This window comes from Orenia metallireducens, from assembly GCF_001693735.1.
Taxonomy (GTDB): domain Bacteria; phylum Bacillota; class Halanaerobiia; order Halobacteroidales; family Halobacteroidaceae; genus Orenia; species Orenia metallireducens.
The window spans coordinates 105,186-122,805 of sequence record NZ_LWDV01000007.1 but is presented as its reverse complement, the minus strand read 5'-3'; the positions used below and the strand labels follow the sequence as shown (position 1 = coordinate 122,805).

Here is a 17,620-nt window from a genome sequence, read left to right as displayed (position 1 = left end):
TTATGATAACGCATGTATAGAGTCTTTCCATTCAATCTTGAAGAAAGAAGAAGTTAATCATAAGACATATAAATCTTTTAAAAAAGCAAGTTTAGCTATTTTTAATTTTATTGAATCATGGTATAACATAACTAGAATCCATGGGAGTATTAATTATTTAACTCCACATGAATATGAAGAACAATTAAAAATAGCTAGTTAATTTGTTCAACTTTTTGTGTCCAAGATATTGACATAGGTCCAAATTGAAAATGGCATATCTTTAATATTTTTAGATAAGAGAATATTTTTATGTAAAGTTAGAACTTTAAATTAGGAAACTATAAAAAATTATATTCAAAATTAAGAAATGAATAATATAGATGATATGTAAAATCAGGGAACAAATTTATTCATTATAGATGGTTTAATTTGTAATGTTACTTTTGTTGCAGGGTGTATTCTACTTAAATTATTTAGTAGTTATATAATAAATATATTAGAAGAAATTGTTTTATCGTGTAAATATTTGTGTAATATAGATTTATAGTACTCTTTATAAAAATTTTTATAAAATAATATTAATAGAGGTGACTAAATGCCAGAAATAAGTGTATTAATGTCAGTTTATAATGGGGAAGAATTTATTAATGAATCAATAAATAGCATCTTAAATCAAACTTATAAAGATTTTGAATTTATAATTGTAAATGATGGTTCTACTGATAGAACACAAGAAATTATTGAAAGTTATGATGATAATAGAATTAGGTTGTTTAATTTTGAAAAAAATCAGGGTGTTGGATCAGCATTAAATTTTGGTTTATCAAAAGTTAGAGGGAAATATGTAGCAAAAGCAGATTCTGATGACATTTTTATTTCGACAAGATTAGAAGAACAAAAAAAATTTTTAGATGAGAATGATGATATTGCAGTTGTTGGAGGGTTAATAGAATATTTTCCTCATAATAAAGAGGTGGAAGAATCATCAAGATATAAATCTTTTAAATCATTAATAGAAGTAAATAAAAATAAGATTATTAATCCTAAAGATATTAGAGAAAAGATTTATTGGTACTGTTGTATGAACCATACCATTATGATGATAAGAACAAATGTAATAAATAAAATTGGTTATATAGATATTCCTATGGGAACAGATTATAATTTGTTTTATCAATTGAATAAATTAGGATATAAGATGGCTAAAATAAATAAGGTTCTAGCAAAAATGAGAATATCAAAGACATCTATAACAGCTAAAAATAAAGATTATTATTATAAACAATCATTGTTTTCAATAAAACAAGAAGAGATTAATAATTTATTTAAAGAGAACAATCAGGTATATATATGGGGAGCAGGAAGTATGGGAAAAAATTTATTTTATGTATTAACTGCTAACAACTTAAATATTAAAGGCTTTATTGATAATAATAAAGAAAAGGCTAAAAAAAGAATTGAGAGAAAAGAAATATATGGTCCAGAAATTATTAATAGAAAAGGTATTAAAAATATTAAAATTATTATAGCATCTCAACCAGGAAAGTTTGAAATAGTTAAATATTTGCGAGGAAAGGGATATAAGCATTTGCAAGATTTTCTTGTGTACAGTTAGTAAAAAAGGAGGTAACAATGCCAGAAATAAGTGTATTAATGTCAGTTTATAATGGAGAAGAATTTATTGAGGAATCTATTAAGAGTGTACTTAACCAAACTTTTAGTGATTTTGAATTTATAATTATTGATGATTGTTCAACAGATAATACTGTTGAAATTATCCAAAGTTTTATTGATAATAGAATAAAGCTATATACTTTAGACAAAAATGTGGGAGTAGGTGCAGCATTAAAATTTGGTTTAGCCAAAACTTCTGGAATATATATAGCTAAAGCAGATTCTGATGATATTAATCATCCTACAAGATTTATAAAGCAAAAAAATTTTTTGGACAATCACCTTGATATAGATATGGTAAAGACTCTAATTGAATATTTCCCTCATGATGAAGAAGTAAAAAATACTGCAAGATATTTAAGTATGAAGAATATAAAGGAAGAGCAATTAAATCAAGTAAAAACTCCAGAACAAATTAGTAAAATGTTGTATTGGTGGTGTTGTATTCCCCATAATTCAATTATGGTTAGATCAAGTGTTATAAAGAAGATAGGATATGGTGATATTAGATTAGGTGAAGATTATAAACTATTTTATGAATTAAATAAGTTGGGTCATAAAATAGATACTATAGAAGAAAAATTAGTTAAATTTAGGGTAAGAGCTAGCTCGATTACAGCCACTATGGCTCATCAAAAAGAGTATATTGATCTTATTTATCATATGAAGAAAAATGAATTAGATAAATTTTTAAAGAATAGTGATTCATTGTACATATGGGGAACAGGTAATCTTGGTAAACTTGTCTTTGAGAAATTAAAAGAAAAGGGCTATGAAGTGAGTGGATTTATAGATGGAATACCAGAAAAACAGGGTAATATTTTATATGATATGAGAATATTTTCTCCAGATATATTAAAAGAGAGCAATAAGAATATTAAAGTAATAGTATGTGCTCAACCAGCAAGATTAAAAATTGCTAATTTTTTAGAAAATCTTAAATATAAAGACTTAAAAGATTTTTTTGTATATGCATAGATAAGGGAGGAAGTATTTATGAAAGCAGTTATTCTAGCAGCGGGGGTAGGTTCAAGGTTAGGAAGGCCATATCCAAAATCTTTATCAAAACTACCAGACGGGGAAACAATTTTAGGAAGACAGATAAGGATTTTAAGAAAATACGGAGTTAATGAAATAATTATAGTTGTAGGTTTTAAGAAATCTTTAATTATGGAAAATTTTCCACAAGTATATTATAAGTATAATCCTATTTATTATATTACTAATACGGCTAAGAGCTTATTGCATGGGATAGAAGATGTTAAGGAAGATGTTATTTGGTTAAATGGTGATGTAATTTTTGATGAGGAAGTTTTAGAAAAAGTAATAAAGACGAAGGGGAATTTGGTTGCCGTTAATTCTGTACAATGTGGAGAAGAAGAAGTCAAGTATAGAATTGATGAAGGTGGTTATCTTTCTTCAATAAGTAAGACTGTTAAAGATGCTGAAGGAGAGGCCATAGGAATAAATAAGATTTCTAAAGCAGATATAGATAAATTTAAAGAATCTCTAAAAGAATGTCAGGATGATGACTATTTTGAAAAGGGAATAGAAAATATAATACAAGATAATGTTAAATTCAAAATATTAGATGTCTCTCAATATAGATGTATTGAGGTTGATTTTCAAGAAGACTGGGATACAGCAATAAATTTATTTTCAGAATGATAATTAGTTAAAGGAGGAATAAAAGAGATGAAGCTACTAATTGTGGGAGTAGATGGAATGCCTCCAGAGATTCTATTTGGAAATTTAAGTGAGTTTCCTAATATGAAAAAACTTTGTATGTCAGGTGCATATGGAGATTATGATGCTTATACATATGGTTATGGTTCTAGGGATAATTGGTTATCTCTATATACTGGTTTAACTCCACAGCAACATGGAGTTATTGGTAATACATATAGTGATACAAAGAGAAAACCTAGAAGAGAAGATTATGAAGATAAGTCTCCTTTTTGGGACAAGCTAAATGAAAAAGATATTAGTGTTGGGATGTGGAATGGTCTAGTTACAACACCTTCTAAAAATATAAAAGGATATATGATTAGTGGAGAACCGAATTTTGAGATAGATGGTGCTGAAGATCCTTTAGCGGATGTTAACCCAGTATTTTGTGAAGAAGATAAAGATTTAAAGAAGTATATTATCGGCGAAATAGATAGACCACCAATGCCTAAGTCTCCAGAAGAATTTGGTTACACATGGGAAGAAATACTCGAAGACTATAGTTTGGCTGATAAGATATTAAAAGATGATTATTTTATAGAATGTGTAGATTATTTAGAAGGGGAATTAGAATTCTACAAAAATAATATTATAAATATGCAAAAAAATAATCCAGTAGATATTCTGTTCTTTTATACGGCTATAGTAGATTTTATAGCTCATTTCCAAATGCATGATCAAACAGATGAAGTTATGAAAAAATCATTAAAACTTATAGATCAATTTATTGGAGAGGTTTTAGATGAGTTAGCCCCAGAAAAGATAATAGTTATGTCTGATCATGGTTTAAAGTCATTAGCCAGTTTCTTTCCAAATACGTCAATAGAAATTCAAAAAGAAGCTTTTGGATGGAAAGATAAATCTGTTTGGCTGAAGAATGGTCAGATTGCAACAAGAGCAAGAAATCAAGCATTTTTAACAGGGATTCATTCTTTGAAAGGTTCTTTTATTATTGCAGGGGAAGGAATAAAGAAAGATAAGATAGGTGAAATGAGAACGGTAGATTTTTATCCCACGCTATTAGAGATATTTGATATTGAGATTCCTAAGGATAGACAGGGATTTGTACTTGATATTTTTTCTAACAAAGAAATTATAAATAAAGATAAATTATTAACAAAAGATAAGATTAAAAGAGAGAATATAGCTATTATTCAAAACATAGAAGTTCCAGAATTTAATCGAGTTATTAATGAAGTCTTTTTAGATAATCGATTTGCTAATATAACTGTATTTAGTGAAGAAAAATATAAAAATATATTTCTAGATAATCCTAGAGTTGAAGAGGTTAAATTAATGAAAGATTTTAAGCTGAATTTCAAGGAATTTCAAGATTACGATAAGCTATTTATAGCTTATCGTAATAAAACGACTGGTGAATTTAAGTATTTAGAATTAAAGAATGATTTGAAATATTAATTTATTTTGTTTTATAGGGGAGATATTACATGAATATTAATGTTTTAATTACGACTATAGGTCGAAGAGGAACTTTAACTAAGATTTTCAAGGAGGAATTAAATAAAATAGGTGGCAAAGTTATTGTAACTGACAATAGTCCTTTGGCACCAGCCTTATATCAAGCAGATAACTATTATCTTACCCCTAGGGTAGATGACGAGAATTATATAGAAAGAATTATAGAGATATGTCAGAAAGAAGAGATTAAAGTTATAATTCCTTTACTAGAAAAATCCTTTCCTATCTTTGATAGGGCAAGAGATATTTTCAAAGAGAAGGGTATTATACTTCTCTTATCAAAGGCAGAGACTTTTGAGAAATGTAAAGATAAATATAAATTATATGAATACTTTAAAGGTAATAGTATTCTCACACCTGAAAGTTACTTATGCCAAGATTTAGGTTCAGATTTTTCTTTCCCGTTATTTATTAAACCTAGAACTGGGCAAGGAAGTCAAGATATTTTCAAGGTTAAAGATCAGAAAGAATTAAATTTTTTCAGTAAATACATAGACAATCCTATAATTCAAGAATATATAGAAGGAACAGAGTATACTATAGATACGCTATCAGATTTAGAAGGCAATCTTTTATCTGCTGTACCTCGTAAGAGAATTGAAGTAAGATCAGGAGAAGTAAGTAAGTCAGTTACTGTTAAGGACGATAGGCTAATCAATTGGGCTAAAAATATTATTGAAGATTTAGGTATAATTGGTCCAGCTAATTTACAGGCGATTATTACTCCTGAAGATGAAATAAAATTTATAGAGCTTAATCCTCGATTTGGTGGAGGAGTTCCTCTTTCCTATCAGGCAGGTATAAATTATCCCTTATTAATCTCTAAGATGGTAAAAGGAGAAGAAGTAAGACCTTTCCTTGGTAATTTTGAAGATGGACTAGCTATGCTAAGATATGATACACCTTTATTTAGAAGGATAGATGAATTAGGTGAAAAGAATGATTAAAGCTATAATCTTTGATTTGGATGATACATTATATTATGAGTTAGAATATGTAAAGAGTGGCTTTAAAGCTGTTAGTAATTACATTGCTAGTAAATATAAGATTTCTTCTGATGCTTTCTATAATAAGTTATTAGAAGTGTTGAAGAGTGAAGGTAGAGGAAAAACCTTTAATATAGCTTTAGAAGATTTCCAATTACCTTTAGATGAGGTTAAGAATCTAATAGAATTATATAGGAATCATCAACCTAAAAGATTTGAACTTTATCCTGATGCTAAAAGTGCTATTAGTAGGTTTAAAGGGAAATATAAATTAGGTTTAATTACTGATGGTCATTCTACTGTACAATGGAATAAGATAAAAGCTTTAGGAATTGAAAAAGGATTTGATGAAATTATTGTTAGCGATGATTATGGAGTGGACAAGCGTAAACCATCTTCTTTTCCTTATTTAACAATAATAAAAAAGTTTAATCTTAGACCAGAAGAAGCTGTTTATATTGGTGATAATCCTGATAAGGATTTTATAACTGCCAGAAAACTAGGTTTAAAAACAGTTAGAATAATTAGAGAAAAGGGTATGCATATTGATAAAAGATTATCTGAAGAATATGAAGCAGATTATAGAATTAAATCTTTAGATGAATTAGATAAAGTACTTGAACTATGAGTTATTGCAAAGAAACTAAAACTGAGGTGATAAGATGACAATTAAAATTAAAGATAGATTAATTGGCGAAGATCAACCTTGCTTTATAATTGCTGAAGCTGGAAGTAATCATGACCAGGACTTAAATCAAGCTAAAAAATTGATCGATGTTGCTGCAGAAGCAGGGGTAGATGCAGTTAAGTTTCAAACTTTCACTGCAGATAAGATAGCAGCTAAAACTGAAGATGATATCATGAAATTAGGTGATGAGTACGATACTGCTGATCATCTTTATGAACTATATGCAAAGTTAGAGTTACCTAGACAATGGCAAGAAGATTTAAGAAATTATGCAGAAGAGAAGGGACTCATCTTCTTATCTACACCCTTTGATTATGATGCAGTTGAAGAGTTAGATAAGCTTAATATGCCAGCCTTTAAGATAGCCTCTTATGAATGTATAGACCTTCCTTTTTTAAGATATATAGCAAAGAAAGACAAGCCAATTATTCTCTCAACAGGAATGGCCAACTTAGGAGAGATAGAAGAGTCTTTAGAAGCTATTTATAATGAAGGGAATAATCAAGTAGTGCTTTTGCATTGTGGAATTAACTACCCTATGCCTATAGAGGATGTTAATTTAGCTGCAATGGATACTATGAAGCAAGCTTTTCAAGTACCAATCGGGTATTCGGATCATACCTTAGGTATTACAGTACCTATTTCAGCTGTAGCTAGAGGAGCTAAAGTAATTGAAAAGCATTATACACTTAGTAGGGATTTACCAGGACCAGATCATAAATTTGCTTTGGAACCAGATGAATTAAAGGCTATGGTCAAAGGGATTCGTGAAGCAGAGGCAGCTATAGGTAGTCCAATAAAGAAGCATGTTCCGTCTGAAGAGATACATTACCACAGAGGTAGAAGAAGTATCTTTGCAATTAAAGATATAACTAAAGGAACCAAGATAACAGAGGATATGATTAGAATATTAAGACCAGGGATTGGATTAAAGCCTAAATACTATGACTTAGTAATTGGTCGTGAAGCTAGAAAAGATATTAAAGCAAATGAACCAATTACTTGGGATAATATATAGGGGGTATTTAAGTGCAAAAGGATAGAAGGGTAATAGCTATTGTTCAGGCTAGGATGGGCTCTTCTCGTTTGCCTGGTAAGGTAGCAAAAGAGATTATGGGAAAGCCAATGCTGGCTTATTTAATTGAAAGATTAAAATATGCTAAAGAAGTAGATCAGATAGTAATTGCTACAAGTGATAAAGAGAATGATGATAGAGTAGCTGAGATAGCCAAGAATGAGAGAGTTAGTGTATATAGGGGCTCAGAGGATGATGTATTATCTAGATATATTGAGGCTGCTAAAGAGTTTCAAGCTGATGTAATAATCAGAATTACAGGAGATTGTCCGTTGATTGACCCTGTGACTGTTGATAAGGCAGTTGTTGAGTTTTTAAATTCTAAAGTAGAATATCTAAGGATTAATGTCGATGATGATGGTTATCCTAGAGGGTTAGATACAGAGGTTTTTGGTTTTGATACCTTGCTAAGAGTTCAAGAGCTTGTAATGAAAGAAGAAAGAAGCAGAGATAATCCTTATAGAGAGCATGTTACCTTTTATATTAATAAATATCCAGAGAAGTTTAAATATAAAGTTTATCAGGCTTCAGAGAAGCTTAAGCGAAATTATAGATTATGTGTTGATGAAGAGGCTGATTTCAACTTAATAGAAGAGATTTATAAAAGATTATATGAAGAAGATAAAATTATAGATATCTTAGATGTTATTAATCTATTAGATAATAATTCGAATTTAGCTCAAAGTAATGCTCATGTGGAACAAAAGAAGGCATAATAATACATTTTTAGTATGTTGATTTGCGTCAGAAAAAGCATAAGTTATAACTTATAGAATAATTAATTTGACTAGGAATTTTTAATTTCTACTAATACTGATACAGATTAATCACACTATCAATAAAGTAGGTGATATTAATGACTAAGATATTTTTTCGTGTAGATGGTGGAGATGGAATAGGGATGGGTCATATAATGAGATCTTTAGCTTTAGCTAATGCTTTTCCAAAGTATAGAGAAGTTATTTTTATAACTAAGGAAGATAGAAATGTAATAAATTTATTTAAAGAAAATGGTATTCAATTTATAACTATATCACCTAACTTAACTTATGAAGAAGAGATAAGAACGATTAAAGAAATACTTTTGAATAAAAAAGTAGAGATTCTAATTACTGATTCTTATAAGATAGATCAAAATTATCTGATAGAAATGAAAAGTGTAGTAAAGAAACTTATTTCAATTCATGATTTTGCTCCTTTTTCTTTTCCATCAGATGTGGTTATTAATGGAAATGTTTATGGAGACAAATTAGATTATAGTTCGATAAGCAAGGATACAGAATTTCTATTAGGGACAAACTATCTTTTAATGCGAGATGAATTTCAAAGATTAGAAGAGAGAATGGTTAATCAAGAGATAAGTAATATTCTAGTTACTGTGGGAGGAAGTGATCCTTTAAATTTAACCCCTAAAGTTATTAATTCTTTAGATATATTAGAGAAAGAATTGAAGAAAAGTTTACATGTTGATGTTGTAATTGGTCCATCTTTCAATAATATAGATAAGATTATTGAAATGACTAGAAAGAATAGATTAGAAATTTCCTTACACTTCAATATTAGAAAAATGAGTCGGTTAATGTTAGAGAGTGATTTATCCATTACAGCAGGAGGTACTACATTGTATGAATTGGCTGCTACTGGAACTCCAGCTGTGGTATTATTACAGGCTGATAATCAAGTTTTAGCAGCTAAAGAGATGGAACGGCTAGGAACTATTATAAATTTAGGATTTGGAAATAAAGTAGAGATAGAAAAGTTAGCAGCTACTTTAATAGAGATAGCCAAGAATGAAGTTAAGAGAAAAAAGATGAGTAAGGTAGGGCAGAAGTTGGTAGATGGCTATGGAGCTACAAGATGTGTAGAAAGAATATTAAATTAAATGTAAGTTTACACCAATTGGTTTTAGAGTTGTAGGTTAATCATTAAAGAACTTAATAAATTTTAGAAATAACCGATACTTAAGATATATGATAGTTATGATTTATAAAGAAAATATTATACCGTTAGATTAAAGTGAAAGGAGAGAGAGATGGTAGCTCAAGAAGAGATTAAAGAGATAGAAAAGTTATTCGATAGACTCTTTCCTATTTGTCGTAGCATAACTGGACCAGGTTTGCGAGAAAGTTTAGATATTTTAGGAGAATATATACCCTTAGAAAGGTTTAGTGTGAAAACAGGAACAAATCTTCTTAATAATTGGGTTGTGCCCGAAGAATGGAGGATTTATGAAGCATGGTTAAAAGGACCAGACGGAGAAAAAATAGTTGATTTTAGTGATCATAATTTGCATGTGGTTAATTATAGTATTCCAGTGGATAAGAAATTAAGTCTTACTGAATTAAAAGATTATTTATATACTATTCCAGATTTGCCTGAGGCTATTCCCTATGTTACTTCTTACTACAAACGTAGATGGGGCTTTTGTATGAGACATAAAACATATGAAAAACTCAAAGAGGGAGAATACCATGCTTATATTAATAGTGAATTACTTGATGGACAGTTAGATTATGGGCATGCTATTTTACCAGGTCAAACTGATAGAGAAATATTAATTAGTACTTATTTATGCCATCCATCTATGGCTAACAATGAACTTAGTGGACCTTTAGTAGCTACTTTTTTATATAATCGTCTTAAAAAATGGCAAAATAGGCGTTTCACTTATAGATTTATATTTATTCCTGAGACTATTGGTGCTATTGCTTATTTACATAGATTTGGAACGAATTTAAAAGAGAAATTATATTCTGGATTAGTTTTAACATGTTTAGGTGGAGAAACCAGACTCAATTATAAATTAACTAAGCGTGGAGATGCTCCAGTGGATAAGGTAGTAAAACATTTCTTTAAAGATAAATATCTTGAAAACCTCAATATACCAAATGGGCATATTAGGGATTTTATCCCGCTTTATGGCTCAGATGAGAGGCATTATTGTTCAGCAGGATTTAATTTTCCAGTAGGTCAGATGGCTCGTTTAGTATATGGTTATCCCGAGTATCATACTTCATTGGACAATAAAGAGTTGATTACTATTAAAAGTTTAAATCAGAGTATTAATGATATAGAGAAAGTTTTAAAAGGTCTTGAGCTTAATGGTTATTATATTAATCAATATCCTTATGGTGAAATTAAATTAGACCAGTATAATCTATATCCAAATATTAATTTTTCAAAAAACGGGAATAAAGACAAATTTAACGATATTGATATAAATGGAAGACAATTTAGTCAAATTTTAACTTTACTTAGTTATGCAGATGGGACAAATTCATTAATAAAAATTGCTGAAAAGAATGAAGAATGGTTTAAAGATAAACGTTTTAATTGGAATATATTAGAATTTGAATATGTGATCAATATTTTAAAAGAAAAAGGTCTCTTAAAAGGGCCATACTTTAAAGAGGAGGTTGAACCAATATGGAAGTAGTATTTTTAACAGGGTCTCACCCACGACATTTACATGTAGCTAAATGCTTATTAGAGGCTGGTTTTCTTAAAGGATTATTAATTGAGAAAAGACCAAATCTTATTCCTAATCCTCCAGCTGGGCTAAATGAAATTGATCGAAATAATTTTATCCGTCATTTTGCAGATCGGGCAGAGGCAGAGGCAGGAACCTTTGGAGAAATAAGTGAAGACTTTTTTGAAAAGGTCAACAAAATTAATGTAACAAAAGAAGAGTTAAATAGTAATAGAGTAAAAGAATGGGTCAAAGCACAAACTCCAGATGTGGTAATTAGTTATGGCGTTCATATGCTTAGTGATGAGTTGTTAGATGAATTTCCAGAGTATTCTTGGAATATTCATGGAGGATTATCACCTTGGTATCGGGGTTGTATTACTTTGTTTTGGCCATTTTATTTTCTGCAACCAAATTGGGCAGGTATGACAATTCATTATTTAACTTCTAAATTGGATGCTGGTCATATTATCCACCATTCTGTACCTGAATTGAAATATGGTGATGGGATACATGATGTAGCTACTAGAGCAGTTGTACAAGTGGGTGAAGATATAGTAAAAATATTAAAAAAGCTAGAATTAGGAGTAGAACTACCAAAAGAAAGGCAAAAATCAAGTGGAAAGCTATTTTTAGCACGAGATTGGAAACCTCAACATCTAAGACTTATCTATAATACTTTTGATAATGATATTGTTGATCAATACTTAGATGGAAATCTATCTAAATTAGAACCACAGCTTATAAGAGCTTTTTGATTATTCCCTTAATTTCACAGCTTCCTTACAAAGGAATATTATTATTTTTGTTGAATTAAATGAATATAGAAGAAACACTCAAGGAGGTTAAATTATGACTAATAATCCTTATCAAAAATATAAGAATGCTCAATATGAAACAGCAAGCCCAGAGCAACTGTTACTTATGTTATACAATGGAGCTATTAAATTTGGTAGGCAAGCAAAGGAAGCTTTAGAAAATGGAGATATACAATTATCTAATAATAGGTTAAAACGGGTACAAGCTATCATCAGTGAATTGATAGTAACATTGGATATGGAGAAGGGTGGAGAGATAGCAGAAAATTTATATAGTTTATATGAGTATATGAATCGTCGTTTAATTCAAGCCAATATTAGAAAAGATTCGGAAATAGTAGAAGAGGTCTTGGGATTATTGCAAGATTTGAAAGAAGGCTGGGAAGATGCTATTAAACAGTTAAAACCTGGACAGATGAGAAGAAATGGTAACTTAAGTATTCATAGATAATTAATTTTACTATGTTATTATTAAATAGCAGGAGGCATTTATGTCTAATACACAAGAATATTCTCAAGAGGAATTATTACTAATGTTATATAGTGGTGCTATTAAATTTTGTGATGAAGCTAAAGAGGCTCTAAATAATCAGAATATAGAATTATTTAATAATAAATTAAAAAAGATACAAGCAATTATTAATGAATTAATGGTAACCTTAGATGTTAAGCAAGGTGGAGAGATAGCAGAGAATTTATATAACTTATATGAGTATATAAATCGACGTCTAATTCAAGCTAATATTAGAAAAGATATTACTATACTAGAAGAGGTATCTGTTTTATTAATAGATCTAAAAGAAGGCTGGGAAAAAGTAGTTAATAGTGGTTTTTCCGATAAAGAAGGGAGAAGCTAAAGTGGAATCCAAAGGTATAATGGATTTATTTAAAGCTGTTTATCAGAAAGAATTAGATTATTATTTAGAACTATTACTTTTAAGTAAAGAACAAAGAGATGTTATAAAAGAGAATAAATTAGATGAATTACATGAAATATTAAAAGAGAAAGATAAGATAATAAAAAAAGTTGATGAACTAGAAGAGAAAATAAAGCCTTATAAAGAGCAAATTATAAATGATTTAGGATTAAAGGAGACAGCTTGGTTAATTAAATTAAAAGAATATCAAGATAGTGATAGTGAACTAAAGGGAATACTAGTTAAGTTGCTTGATCTATTAAAAGATTTAATAGCTATTGATAACGAGAACCAACAATTGATTCAGAATAATAAATCTAAGTTGATTCAAGAGATGGCTAAGCTTAAGACAGGAGTAAAGGTGAATAGATCATATAATAGTAAACCTACTAGAATACATTCTACTTTTATTGATAATAAAAGATAATTTTATTATTATTTAGAGGTTTTTTTAAATAGTTGGAGAATTAGATATATCAATATTATCTCTACTTAGAACTTTTATATTTTAATAGAAGGAGGGGAAGATATGAATATTTCACCAGCTAATAACTCACAGAATATTAAGGATCTTTCTAGTAGTGATAGAGTTTATAAGAATTCAAATGAGGATGCTAATGAGGCTAAAGGACAGTTTAATCAAGAGAAGATAACAAAAGAAGAAGTTGAACTGGGGATAGAAAAATTAAATGAAGCTGTACATGCTGTGAATAAAGATTTAGAGTTTAAGTTACATGATAAATCAGGAAGAATGATGGTACAAGTAGTGAATTTACAAGATCATGAAGTTATAAAAGAGATGCCGCCTAAAGAAACCCTAGATATGTTAGGACGAATTAAAGAGATGGTTGGAATAATCATTGATGAGAAGATTTAATTGGTTAATATCAAAAAATCTTGCTTTTTTACCTAAAACAATATATAATTAACTCTGTATTTACTTAGGTCTGTGGTTGAAAGTCGATGCTAGTCGCAGGCGAAACGATCCACGTAAGGTAGCACTAGACTAATAGCTACTGATCATGGTGCGGCTTAGAGGTGAGTCCTACCTAGATTATTACATAAGGTAATTTTACTAGAGAGAAGGGGTAGTGAATTTGATCTTAATTTGCGAGACTTCCAGTGGGCGAGTGTGGGGGCAAAGACCAGGTCAGCTAAGTAAATACATAATGATGGAGTACTCGTAGGAGTGCTCTTTTTTTTATTTATATGATCATTATATTCAGCATAAAATAATAAGACTAAACAAATAATAGTTTTAAGTATAAGTTAATAAAAATCTCTTGAAAATTAGAGACAATGATATTAAAACAGGAGGGCTTAGAGATGATGTATTTAGCAGTTTTATTGGGTATCTCTTTAATAGCAGCTTTATTTATAATATTTAAGAGCTGAATTTTTAAATTATAAAGGAGATTACTTATTAAAGTTAGAATTAATATAAAAAAGGGGTCATAATATGTTGATAGAATTTGACTTAAAGAGTAATAGGCATTCAGAATTAATAGATATTACTGCTAAGATTCAAGATATTATTGAAAAATCAGAAGTTGAAAATGGAATCTGTTTAATCTTTATTCCTCATTCTACTGCAGCTGTAACTATTAATGAGAATGCTGATTCAACAGTAAAGAGTGATATTTTATATAAATTAGATGATTTGATTCCATGGAAAGATAATTACCAACATTTAGAAGGGAATTCAGCAGCCCATCTTAAAGCGAGTTTATTTGGAAATTCAGAGCAAATAATTATCAAGAATGGAAGGTTACTTTTGGGAACTTGGCAGGGAATCTATTTTGCTGAGTTTGATGGTCCCAGAAGAAGGAAAGTACAGGTGAAATTAATGAGTAGTAACGAGTAAAAATTAATTACTTGTTACTGAATTTAAAAGGAGGGAGAAGGATGTTAGTAGATTATCATACTCATATTTTAGGACATATGGATAGGAGTATTACAGAAGAGAATATTAAAGAATTCTTAGATGAGGCAGTACGAAAGGGCATCTCTGAGATAGGATTTACTGATCATAATCGTTATTATGAAGAGTTTGATTTTGATTTGATTTTGAAAGTTGCTAAAGATTATCCAAATTTAAAAGTTAAAAAAGGGATTGAGATGGATTATACTCCAGGAGAAGAGAAAGAGATAAAGGATTTTTTAGATCAATTTGATTTAGATTATGCTATTGGCTCTATACATTTTATCGGTGATTGGATGTTTGATCATCCTGATTATACTGATGAATATGATAATTGGGATATAGATGATTTATATAGAAAGTACTTCAAACGGGTAGAGGGGGCTGCTAAATCAGGGTTATTTCAATTACTAGGTCATTTGGATTTAATTAAGGTATTTAACTTTAGACCAGCAAGTGATGTAGTAGAATTAGTAACTCCTACTTTAGAAATAATAGCTAAAGAGGATATCACAATTGAAATAAATACAAATGGAATGAATAAGCCTGCAAAGGAATTCTATCCAGGTAGAGAGATATTAGAAAAAGCTTATGAATTAGGAATTAAAGTTACTACAAGTTCTGATGCCCATAGAGCTGATAGAGTGGGGGAAAATCTGGATAAGGTGAGAGAGATGCTTTTAGATATTGGTTATACTGAGATTGCTACCTTTGAGAATAAAAAGAGGATAATGGTTAAGTTATAAGTCTTAAGAGGATAATCTAAACTCGGATTGTCCTCTTTTATATTTATTATTGACAAAATTTAGATTATAGAGTACAATTATATTATGTTGTCCTGTACAGGACAACATAATATAATTGGTGGTGTTATAATGGATAAATTAATTGAAAAACTACAGAAGTTAGATTTTACAGAATTAGAAGCAAAGGTCTACATAGCTTTATTACAAAATCCTCAGTCAAATGGTTCTCAAATATCAAAGGCAATTAAGGCTTCCCGCTCTGCTGTCTATTCTACCTTGGATATCTTGTATAAAAAAGGTGCTATTTTTCTTCTACCAGGAAAGACAAAGGTTTATCAGGCCCAAAAGCCAGAAGTTTTAATTGATAATATTACAGAAAGATATGTTAAGACAGCTAATAAGGTTAAAGAGGAATTAGCAGAATTAGAGCAAATTACTGTAGGGAAAGAGTATTGGAATATAAAAGGGCATGAAAATTTTATTCTAAAGACAAAGGAACTATTATTAACTGCTGAGGATGAAGTATATATCAACAGTAATTATGATTTGAATTTCTTTGCAGAAGAATTGAAAGCTTTAACAGATAAAGGGGTTAGAATTCTTCATTTCTCTTTTGAGAAATCTCAACTTAAAGAGGATATTCCTATAGAGTTTTATCGAAATAGTGGAATAGGTGATTTTGAGCCATCTATTTTTAAAAGAATGATGCTGGTTGTAGACTATCAAAAAGTTCTAATAGCAAGTGGTAAGATTGGTGGTAGCTTTATAGGAACCTTTACAGAAAATCCATTATTGGTTGCTATAGTTGCAGAGCATATTCATCATGATATATATTTTTTGAAGTTGGAGGAGAAATATAAAGATATCTTAGTTCAATCTGATATCCTACTAGATACTATTGCTGAAAAGACCTTTAAAGAGAAGGTTGCTTATTATAAGAGTAAACAGAAGTATGAGTAGATTTATTCTATTTATTGAGGTTCTATATCTTAATATTTAATATTAATAAAAGTTTAAATTAAAGGAAATGAGAAGTGTGAAGAAGTATGATAATATCTTTTTAGCCTTGGTAGATGATTTTTCAAAGCATGAGTTAGTAGAAGGGATTATGTTAGCTGGATCAAGAACTACTGGTAATTTTGATAAAGATTCAGATTATGATTTATATATCTATTCTAAGCAAGAGGTACCTTTGGAATTTAGAGAAGAGATAGCTGAAAAGTACTTTAATTATGCTGAATTGAATAATACAACATGGGAGAGGGAAGATCAAGGATTCTTTAAAGAGACTAATGTTCAAATTGATCTTGTATATAGAGAAATAAGTTGGCTAGAGGAAATGTTAGAGAATGTTGTAATTAAGCATCAAGCATCAACAGGTTATACTACTTGTTTTTGGTCTAATCTGATTAATTCAGAGATCCTCTATGATAGAGATGGAGAATTAAAGTTTTTAAAAGAGAAGTTTGATATTGAGTATCCAGAAGAGTTAAAGAGAAATATAATCGCTAAAAATTATCCCCTCTTAAATAAGATAATTCCTGCTTATACTAAACAGATTGAAAAAGCTTTAAAAAGGGATGATATCATCAGTATCAATCATAGGATCACTGCTTTTTTTGAAAGTTATTTCGATATAATCTTCGCATTAAATAAGACTCTGCATCCTGGTGAAAAGAAACTTATTAAGGTTGTAAGAGATTTAGATTATAGACCTAACGAGATGGAAAGAGATATTAGAGAGCTATTTGATAACTTATATAAGAAAGATTTTGATACTATAAATAAGTTAAATGAGATTGCTGATAAATTAGGTATCTTACTTAAAGAATTAAATATAATAGATTGAAATTTTGCTAACTAAGTTAACTAAAGTAAGACAAGAACTATATAAGATGGGTTATGAGGCTATTAAATTGTTATTGGATATGAGAATAAATTATACAGATAATAATAGAACACTCTTAATTTATGCAGTTAAAAGGGATAATAAAGGAAGGACAGCATTGATAGAAGCTATTATAGCAAAGAACTCTCAGATAGTTGTTTGCTTAATTAAGGCTAATTCAGATACTAATATTAAATTTGGGTAAGACTCCTTTGAGTTGGCAAAAGATTGGGATAGAAATAATGTTAT

General features: G+C 29.4%; 21 protein-coding genes. All 21 read left to right on the top strand.

What is annotated here, in order from left to right:
• Nucleotides 1-202: IS3 family transposase (locus U472_RS03435; protein WP_141677939.1), on the top strand; the 202-nt coding region annotated here is incomplete at its 5' end.
• 375 nt (nt 203-577) lie between these two features.
• The gene (locus tag U472_RS03430; RefSeq protein WP_068715537.1) at nt 578-1,597 is read left to right on the top strand and encodes a glycosyltransferase; all 1,020 of its coding nucleotides are present in this window, start codon (nt 578-580) and stop codon (nt 1,595-1,597) included.
• A 17-nt stretch (nt 1,598-1,614) separates the two neighbouring features.
• On the top strand, nt 1,615-2,634 hold the full coding sequence (locus U472_RS03425; protein WP_068715535.1) for a glycosyltransferase: 1,020 nt from the start codon (nt 1,615-1,617) through the stop codon (nt 2,632-2,634).
• Nucleotides 2,635-2,652: 18 nt separating this feature from the next.
• A complete protein-coding gene (locus U472_RS03420; protein ID WP_068715533.1) occupies nt 2,653-3,324 on the top strand; it encodes a phosphocholine cytidylyltransferase family protein in 672 nt (223 codons plus the stop codon).
• A gap of 27 nt (nt 3,325-3,351) precedes the next feature.
• Entirely contained in the window at nt 3,352-4,803 is a 1,452-nt protein-coding gene (locus U472_RS03415; protein WP_068715531.1) for an alkaline phosphatase family protein, read from the top strand.
• A gap of 29 nt (nt 4,804-4,832) precedes the next feature.
• Nucleotides 4,833-5,810, top strand: coding sequence for an ATP-grasp domain-containing protein (locus U472_RS03410; protein WP_083189729.1), 978 nt, complete (start codon nt 4,833-4,835; stop codon nt 5,808-5,810).
• Entirely contained in the window at nt 5,803-6,477 is a 675-nt protein-coding gene (locus U472_RS03405; protein WP_068715529.1) for an HAD family hydrolase, read from the top strand. The genes U472_RS03410 and U472_RS03405 overlap by 8 nt, the downstream gene beginning before the upstream one ends.
• Nucleotides 6,478-6,511: 34 nt before the next feature.
• The gene (gene neuB, locus U472_RS03400; RefSeq protein WP_068715527.1) at nt 6,512-7,555 is read left to right on the top strand and encodes an N-acetylneuraminate synthase; all 1,044 of its coding nucleotides are present in this window, start codon (nt 6,512-6,514) and stop codon (nt 7,553-7,555) included.
• 11 nt (nt 7,556-7,566) lie between these two features.
• Complete coding sequence (locus U472_RS03395; protein ID WP_083189727.1) at nt 7,567-8,328, top strand: cytidylyltransferase domain-containing protein; 762 nt, start codon at nt 7,567-7,569, stop codon at nt 8,326-8,328.
• 140 nt (nt 8,329-8,468) lie between these two features.
• Complete coding sequence (gene pseG, locus U472_RS03390) at nt 8,469-9,494, top strand: UDP-2,4-diacetamido-2,4,6-trideoxy-beta-L-altropyranose hydrolase (protein WP_068715525.1); 1,026 nt, start codon at nt 8,469-8,471, stop codon at nt 9,492-9,494.
• A 150-nt stretch (nt 9,495-9,644) separates the two neighbouring features.
• Nucleotides 9,645-11,048: a DUF4910 domain-containing protein gene (locus tag U472_RS03385; protein ID WP_068715523.1), complete on the top strand. Its 1,404-nt coding sequence runs from the start codon at nt 9,645-9,647 to the stop codon at nt 11,046-11,048.
• Nucleotides 11,039-11,839, top strand: a complete 801-nt coding sequence (locus U472_RS03380; RefSeq protein ID WP_068715521.1) for a formyltransferase family protein — start codon at nt 11,039-11,041, stop codon at nt 11,837-11,839. The genes U472_RS03385 and U472_RS03380 overlap by 10 nt, the downstream gene beginning before the upstream one ends.
• Before the next feature lie 94 nt (nt 11,840-11,933).
• Nucleotides 11,934-12,350: a flagellar export chaperone FliS gene (gene fliS, locus U472_RS03375; RefSeq protein ID WP_068715520.1), complete on the top strand. Its 417-nt coding sequence runs from the start codon at nt 11,934-11,936 to the stop codon at nt 12,348-12,350.
• 40 nt (nt 12,351-12,390) lie between these two features.
• Complete coding sequence (gene fliS / locus U472_RS03370) at nt 12,391-12,756, top strand: flagellar export chaperone FliS (protein ID WP_068715518.1); 366 nt, start codon at nt 12,391-12,393, stop codon at nt 12,754-12,756.
• 1 nt (nt 12,757) lies between these two features.
• The gene (gene flgN / locus U472_RS03365; RefSeq protein WP_068715516.1) at nt 12,758-13,243 is read left to right on the top strand and encodes a flagellar export chaperone FlgN; all 486 of its coding nucleotides are present in this window, start codon (nt 12,758-12,760) and stop codon (nt 13,241-13,243) included.
• Between the two features lie 102 nt (nt 13,244-13,345).
• Nucleotides 13,346-13,693 carry a flagellar protein FlaG gene (locus U472_RS03360; RefSeq protein WP_068715514.1) on the top strand — a complete coding sequence of 116 codons (348 nt, stop codon included), beginning with the start codon at nt 13,346-13,348 and terminating at the stop codon, nt 13,691-13,693.
• A gap of 582 nt (nt 13,694-14,275) precedes the next feature.
• On the top strand, nt 14,276-14,680 hold the full coding sequence (locus U472_RS03355; protein WP_068715512.1) for a secondary thiamine-phosphate synthase enzyme YjbQ: 405 nt from the start codon (nt 14,276-14,278) through the stop codon (nt 14,678-14,680).
• 41 nt (nt 14,681-14,721) lie between these two features.
• Nucleotides 14,722-15,483 (top strand): histidinol-phosphatase HisJ family protein, encoded by a 762-nt coding sequence (locus U472_RS03350; RefSeq protein WP_068715510.1) that lies wholly within the window; start codon nt 14,722-14,724, stop codon nt 15,481-15,483.
• A 129-nt stretch (nt 15,484-15,612) separates the two neighbouring features.
• Entirely contained in the window at nt 15,613-16,443 is an 831-nt protein-coding gene (locus U472_RS03345) for a TrmB family transcriptional regulator (protein WP_068715508.1), read from the top strand.
• 76 nt (nt 16,444-16,519) lie between these two features.
• Nucleotides 16,520-17,332 carry a DUF4037 domain-containing protein gene (locus U472_RS03340; RefSeq protein WP_218059031.1) on the top strand — a complete coding sequence of 271 codons (813 nt, stop codon included), beginning with the start codon at nt 16,520-16,522 and terminating at the stop codon, nt 17,330-17,332.
• A 4-nt stretch (nt 17,333-17,336) separates the two neighbouring features.
• Nucleotides 17,337-17,576, top strand: coding sequence for an ankyrin repeat domain-containing protein (locus tag U472_RS03335; protein ID WP_068715504.1), 240 nt, complete (start codon nt 17,337-17,339; stop codon nt 17,574-17,576).
• The last annotated feature ends 44 nt before the right edge of the window (nt 17,577-17,620 follow it).

Bases quoted from the DNA above. Each gene is read 5' to 3' on its own strand.
- U472_RS03430 (WP_068715537.1), top strand. From the start codon at position 578: ATGCCAGAAATAAGTGTATTAATGTCAGTTTATAATGGGGAAGAATTT.
- U472_RS03425 (WP_068715535.1), top strand. From the start codon at position 1,615: ATGCCAGAAATAAGTGTATTAATGTCAGTTTATAATGGAGAAGAATTT.
- U472_RS03420 (WP_068715533.1), top strand. From the start codon at position 2,653: ATGAAAGCAGTTATTCTAGCAGCGGGGGTAGGTTCAAGGTTAGGAAGG.
- U472_RS03415 (WP_068715531.1), top strand. From the start codon at position 3,352: ATGAAGCTACTAATTGTGGGAGTAGATGGAATGCCTCCAGAGATTCTA.
- U472_RS03410 (WP_083189729.1), top strand. From the start codon at position 4,833: ATGAATATTAATGTTTTAATTACGACTATAGGTCGAAGAGGAACTTTA.
- U472_RS03405 (WP_068715529.1), top strand. From the start codon at position 5,803: ATGATTAAAGCTATAATCTTTGATTTGGATGATACATTATATTATGAG.
- neuB (WP_068715527.1), top strand. From the start codon at position 6,512: ATGACAATTAAAATTAAAGATAGATTAATTGGCGAAGATCAACCTTGC.
- pseG (WP_068715525.1), top strand. From the start codon at position 8,469: ATGACTAAGATATTTTTTCGTGTAGATGGTGGAGATGGAATAGGGATG.
- U472_RS03385 (WP_068715523.1), top strand. From the start codon at position 9,645: ATGGTAGCTCAAGAAGAGATTAAAGAGATAGAAAAGTTATTCGATAGA.
- U472_RS03380 (WP_068715521.1), top strand. From the start codon at position 11,039: ATGGAAGTAGTATTTTTAACAGGGTCTCACCCACGACATTTACATGTA.
- fliS (WP_068715520.1), top strand. From the start codon at position 11,934: ATGACTAATAATCCTTATCAAAAATATAAGAATGCTCAATATGAAACA.
- fliS (WP_068715518.1), top strand. From the start codon at position 12,391: ATGTCTAATACACAAGAATATTCTCAAGAGGAATTATTACTAATGTTA.
- U472_RS03360 (WP_068715514.1), top strand. From the start codon at position 13,346: ATGAATATTTCACCAGCTAATAACTCACAGAATATTAAGGATCTTTCT.
- U472_RS03355 (WP_068715512.1), top strand. From the start codon at position 14,276: ATGTTGATAGAATTTGACTTAAAGAGTAATAGGCATTCAGAATTAATA.
- U472_RS03350 (WP_068715510.1), top strand. From the start codon at position 14,722: ATGTTAGTAGATTATCATACTCATATTTTAGGACATATGGATAGGAGT.
- U472_RS03345 (WP_068715508.1), top strand. From the start codon at position 15,613: ATGGATAAATTAATTGAAAAACTACAGAAGTTAGATTTTACAGAATTA.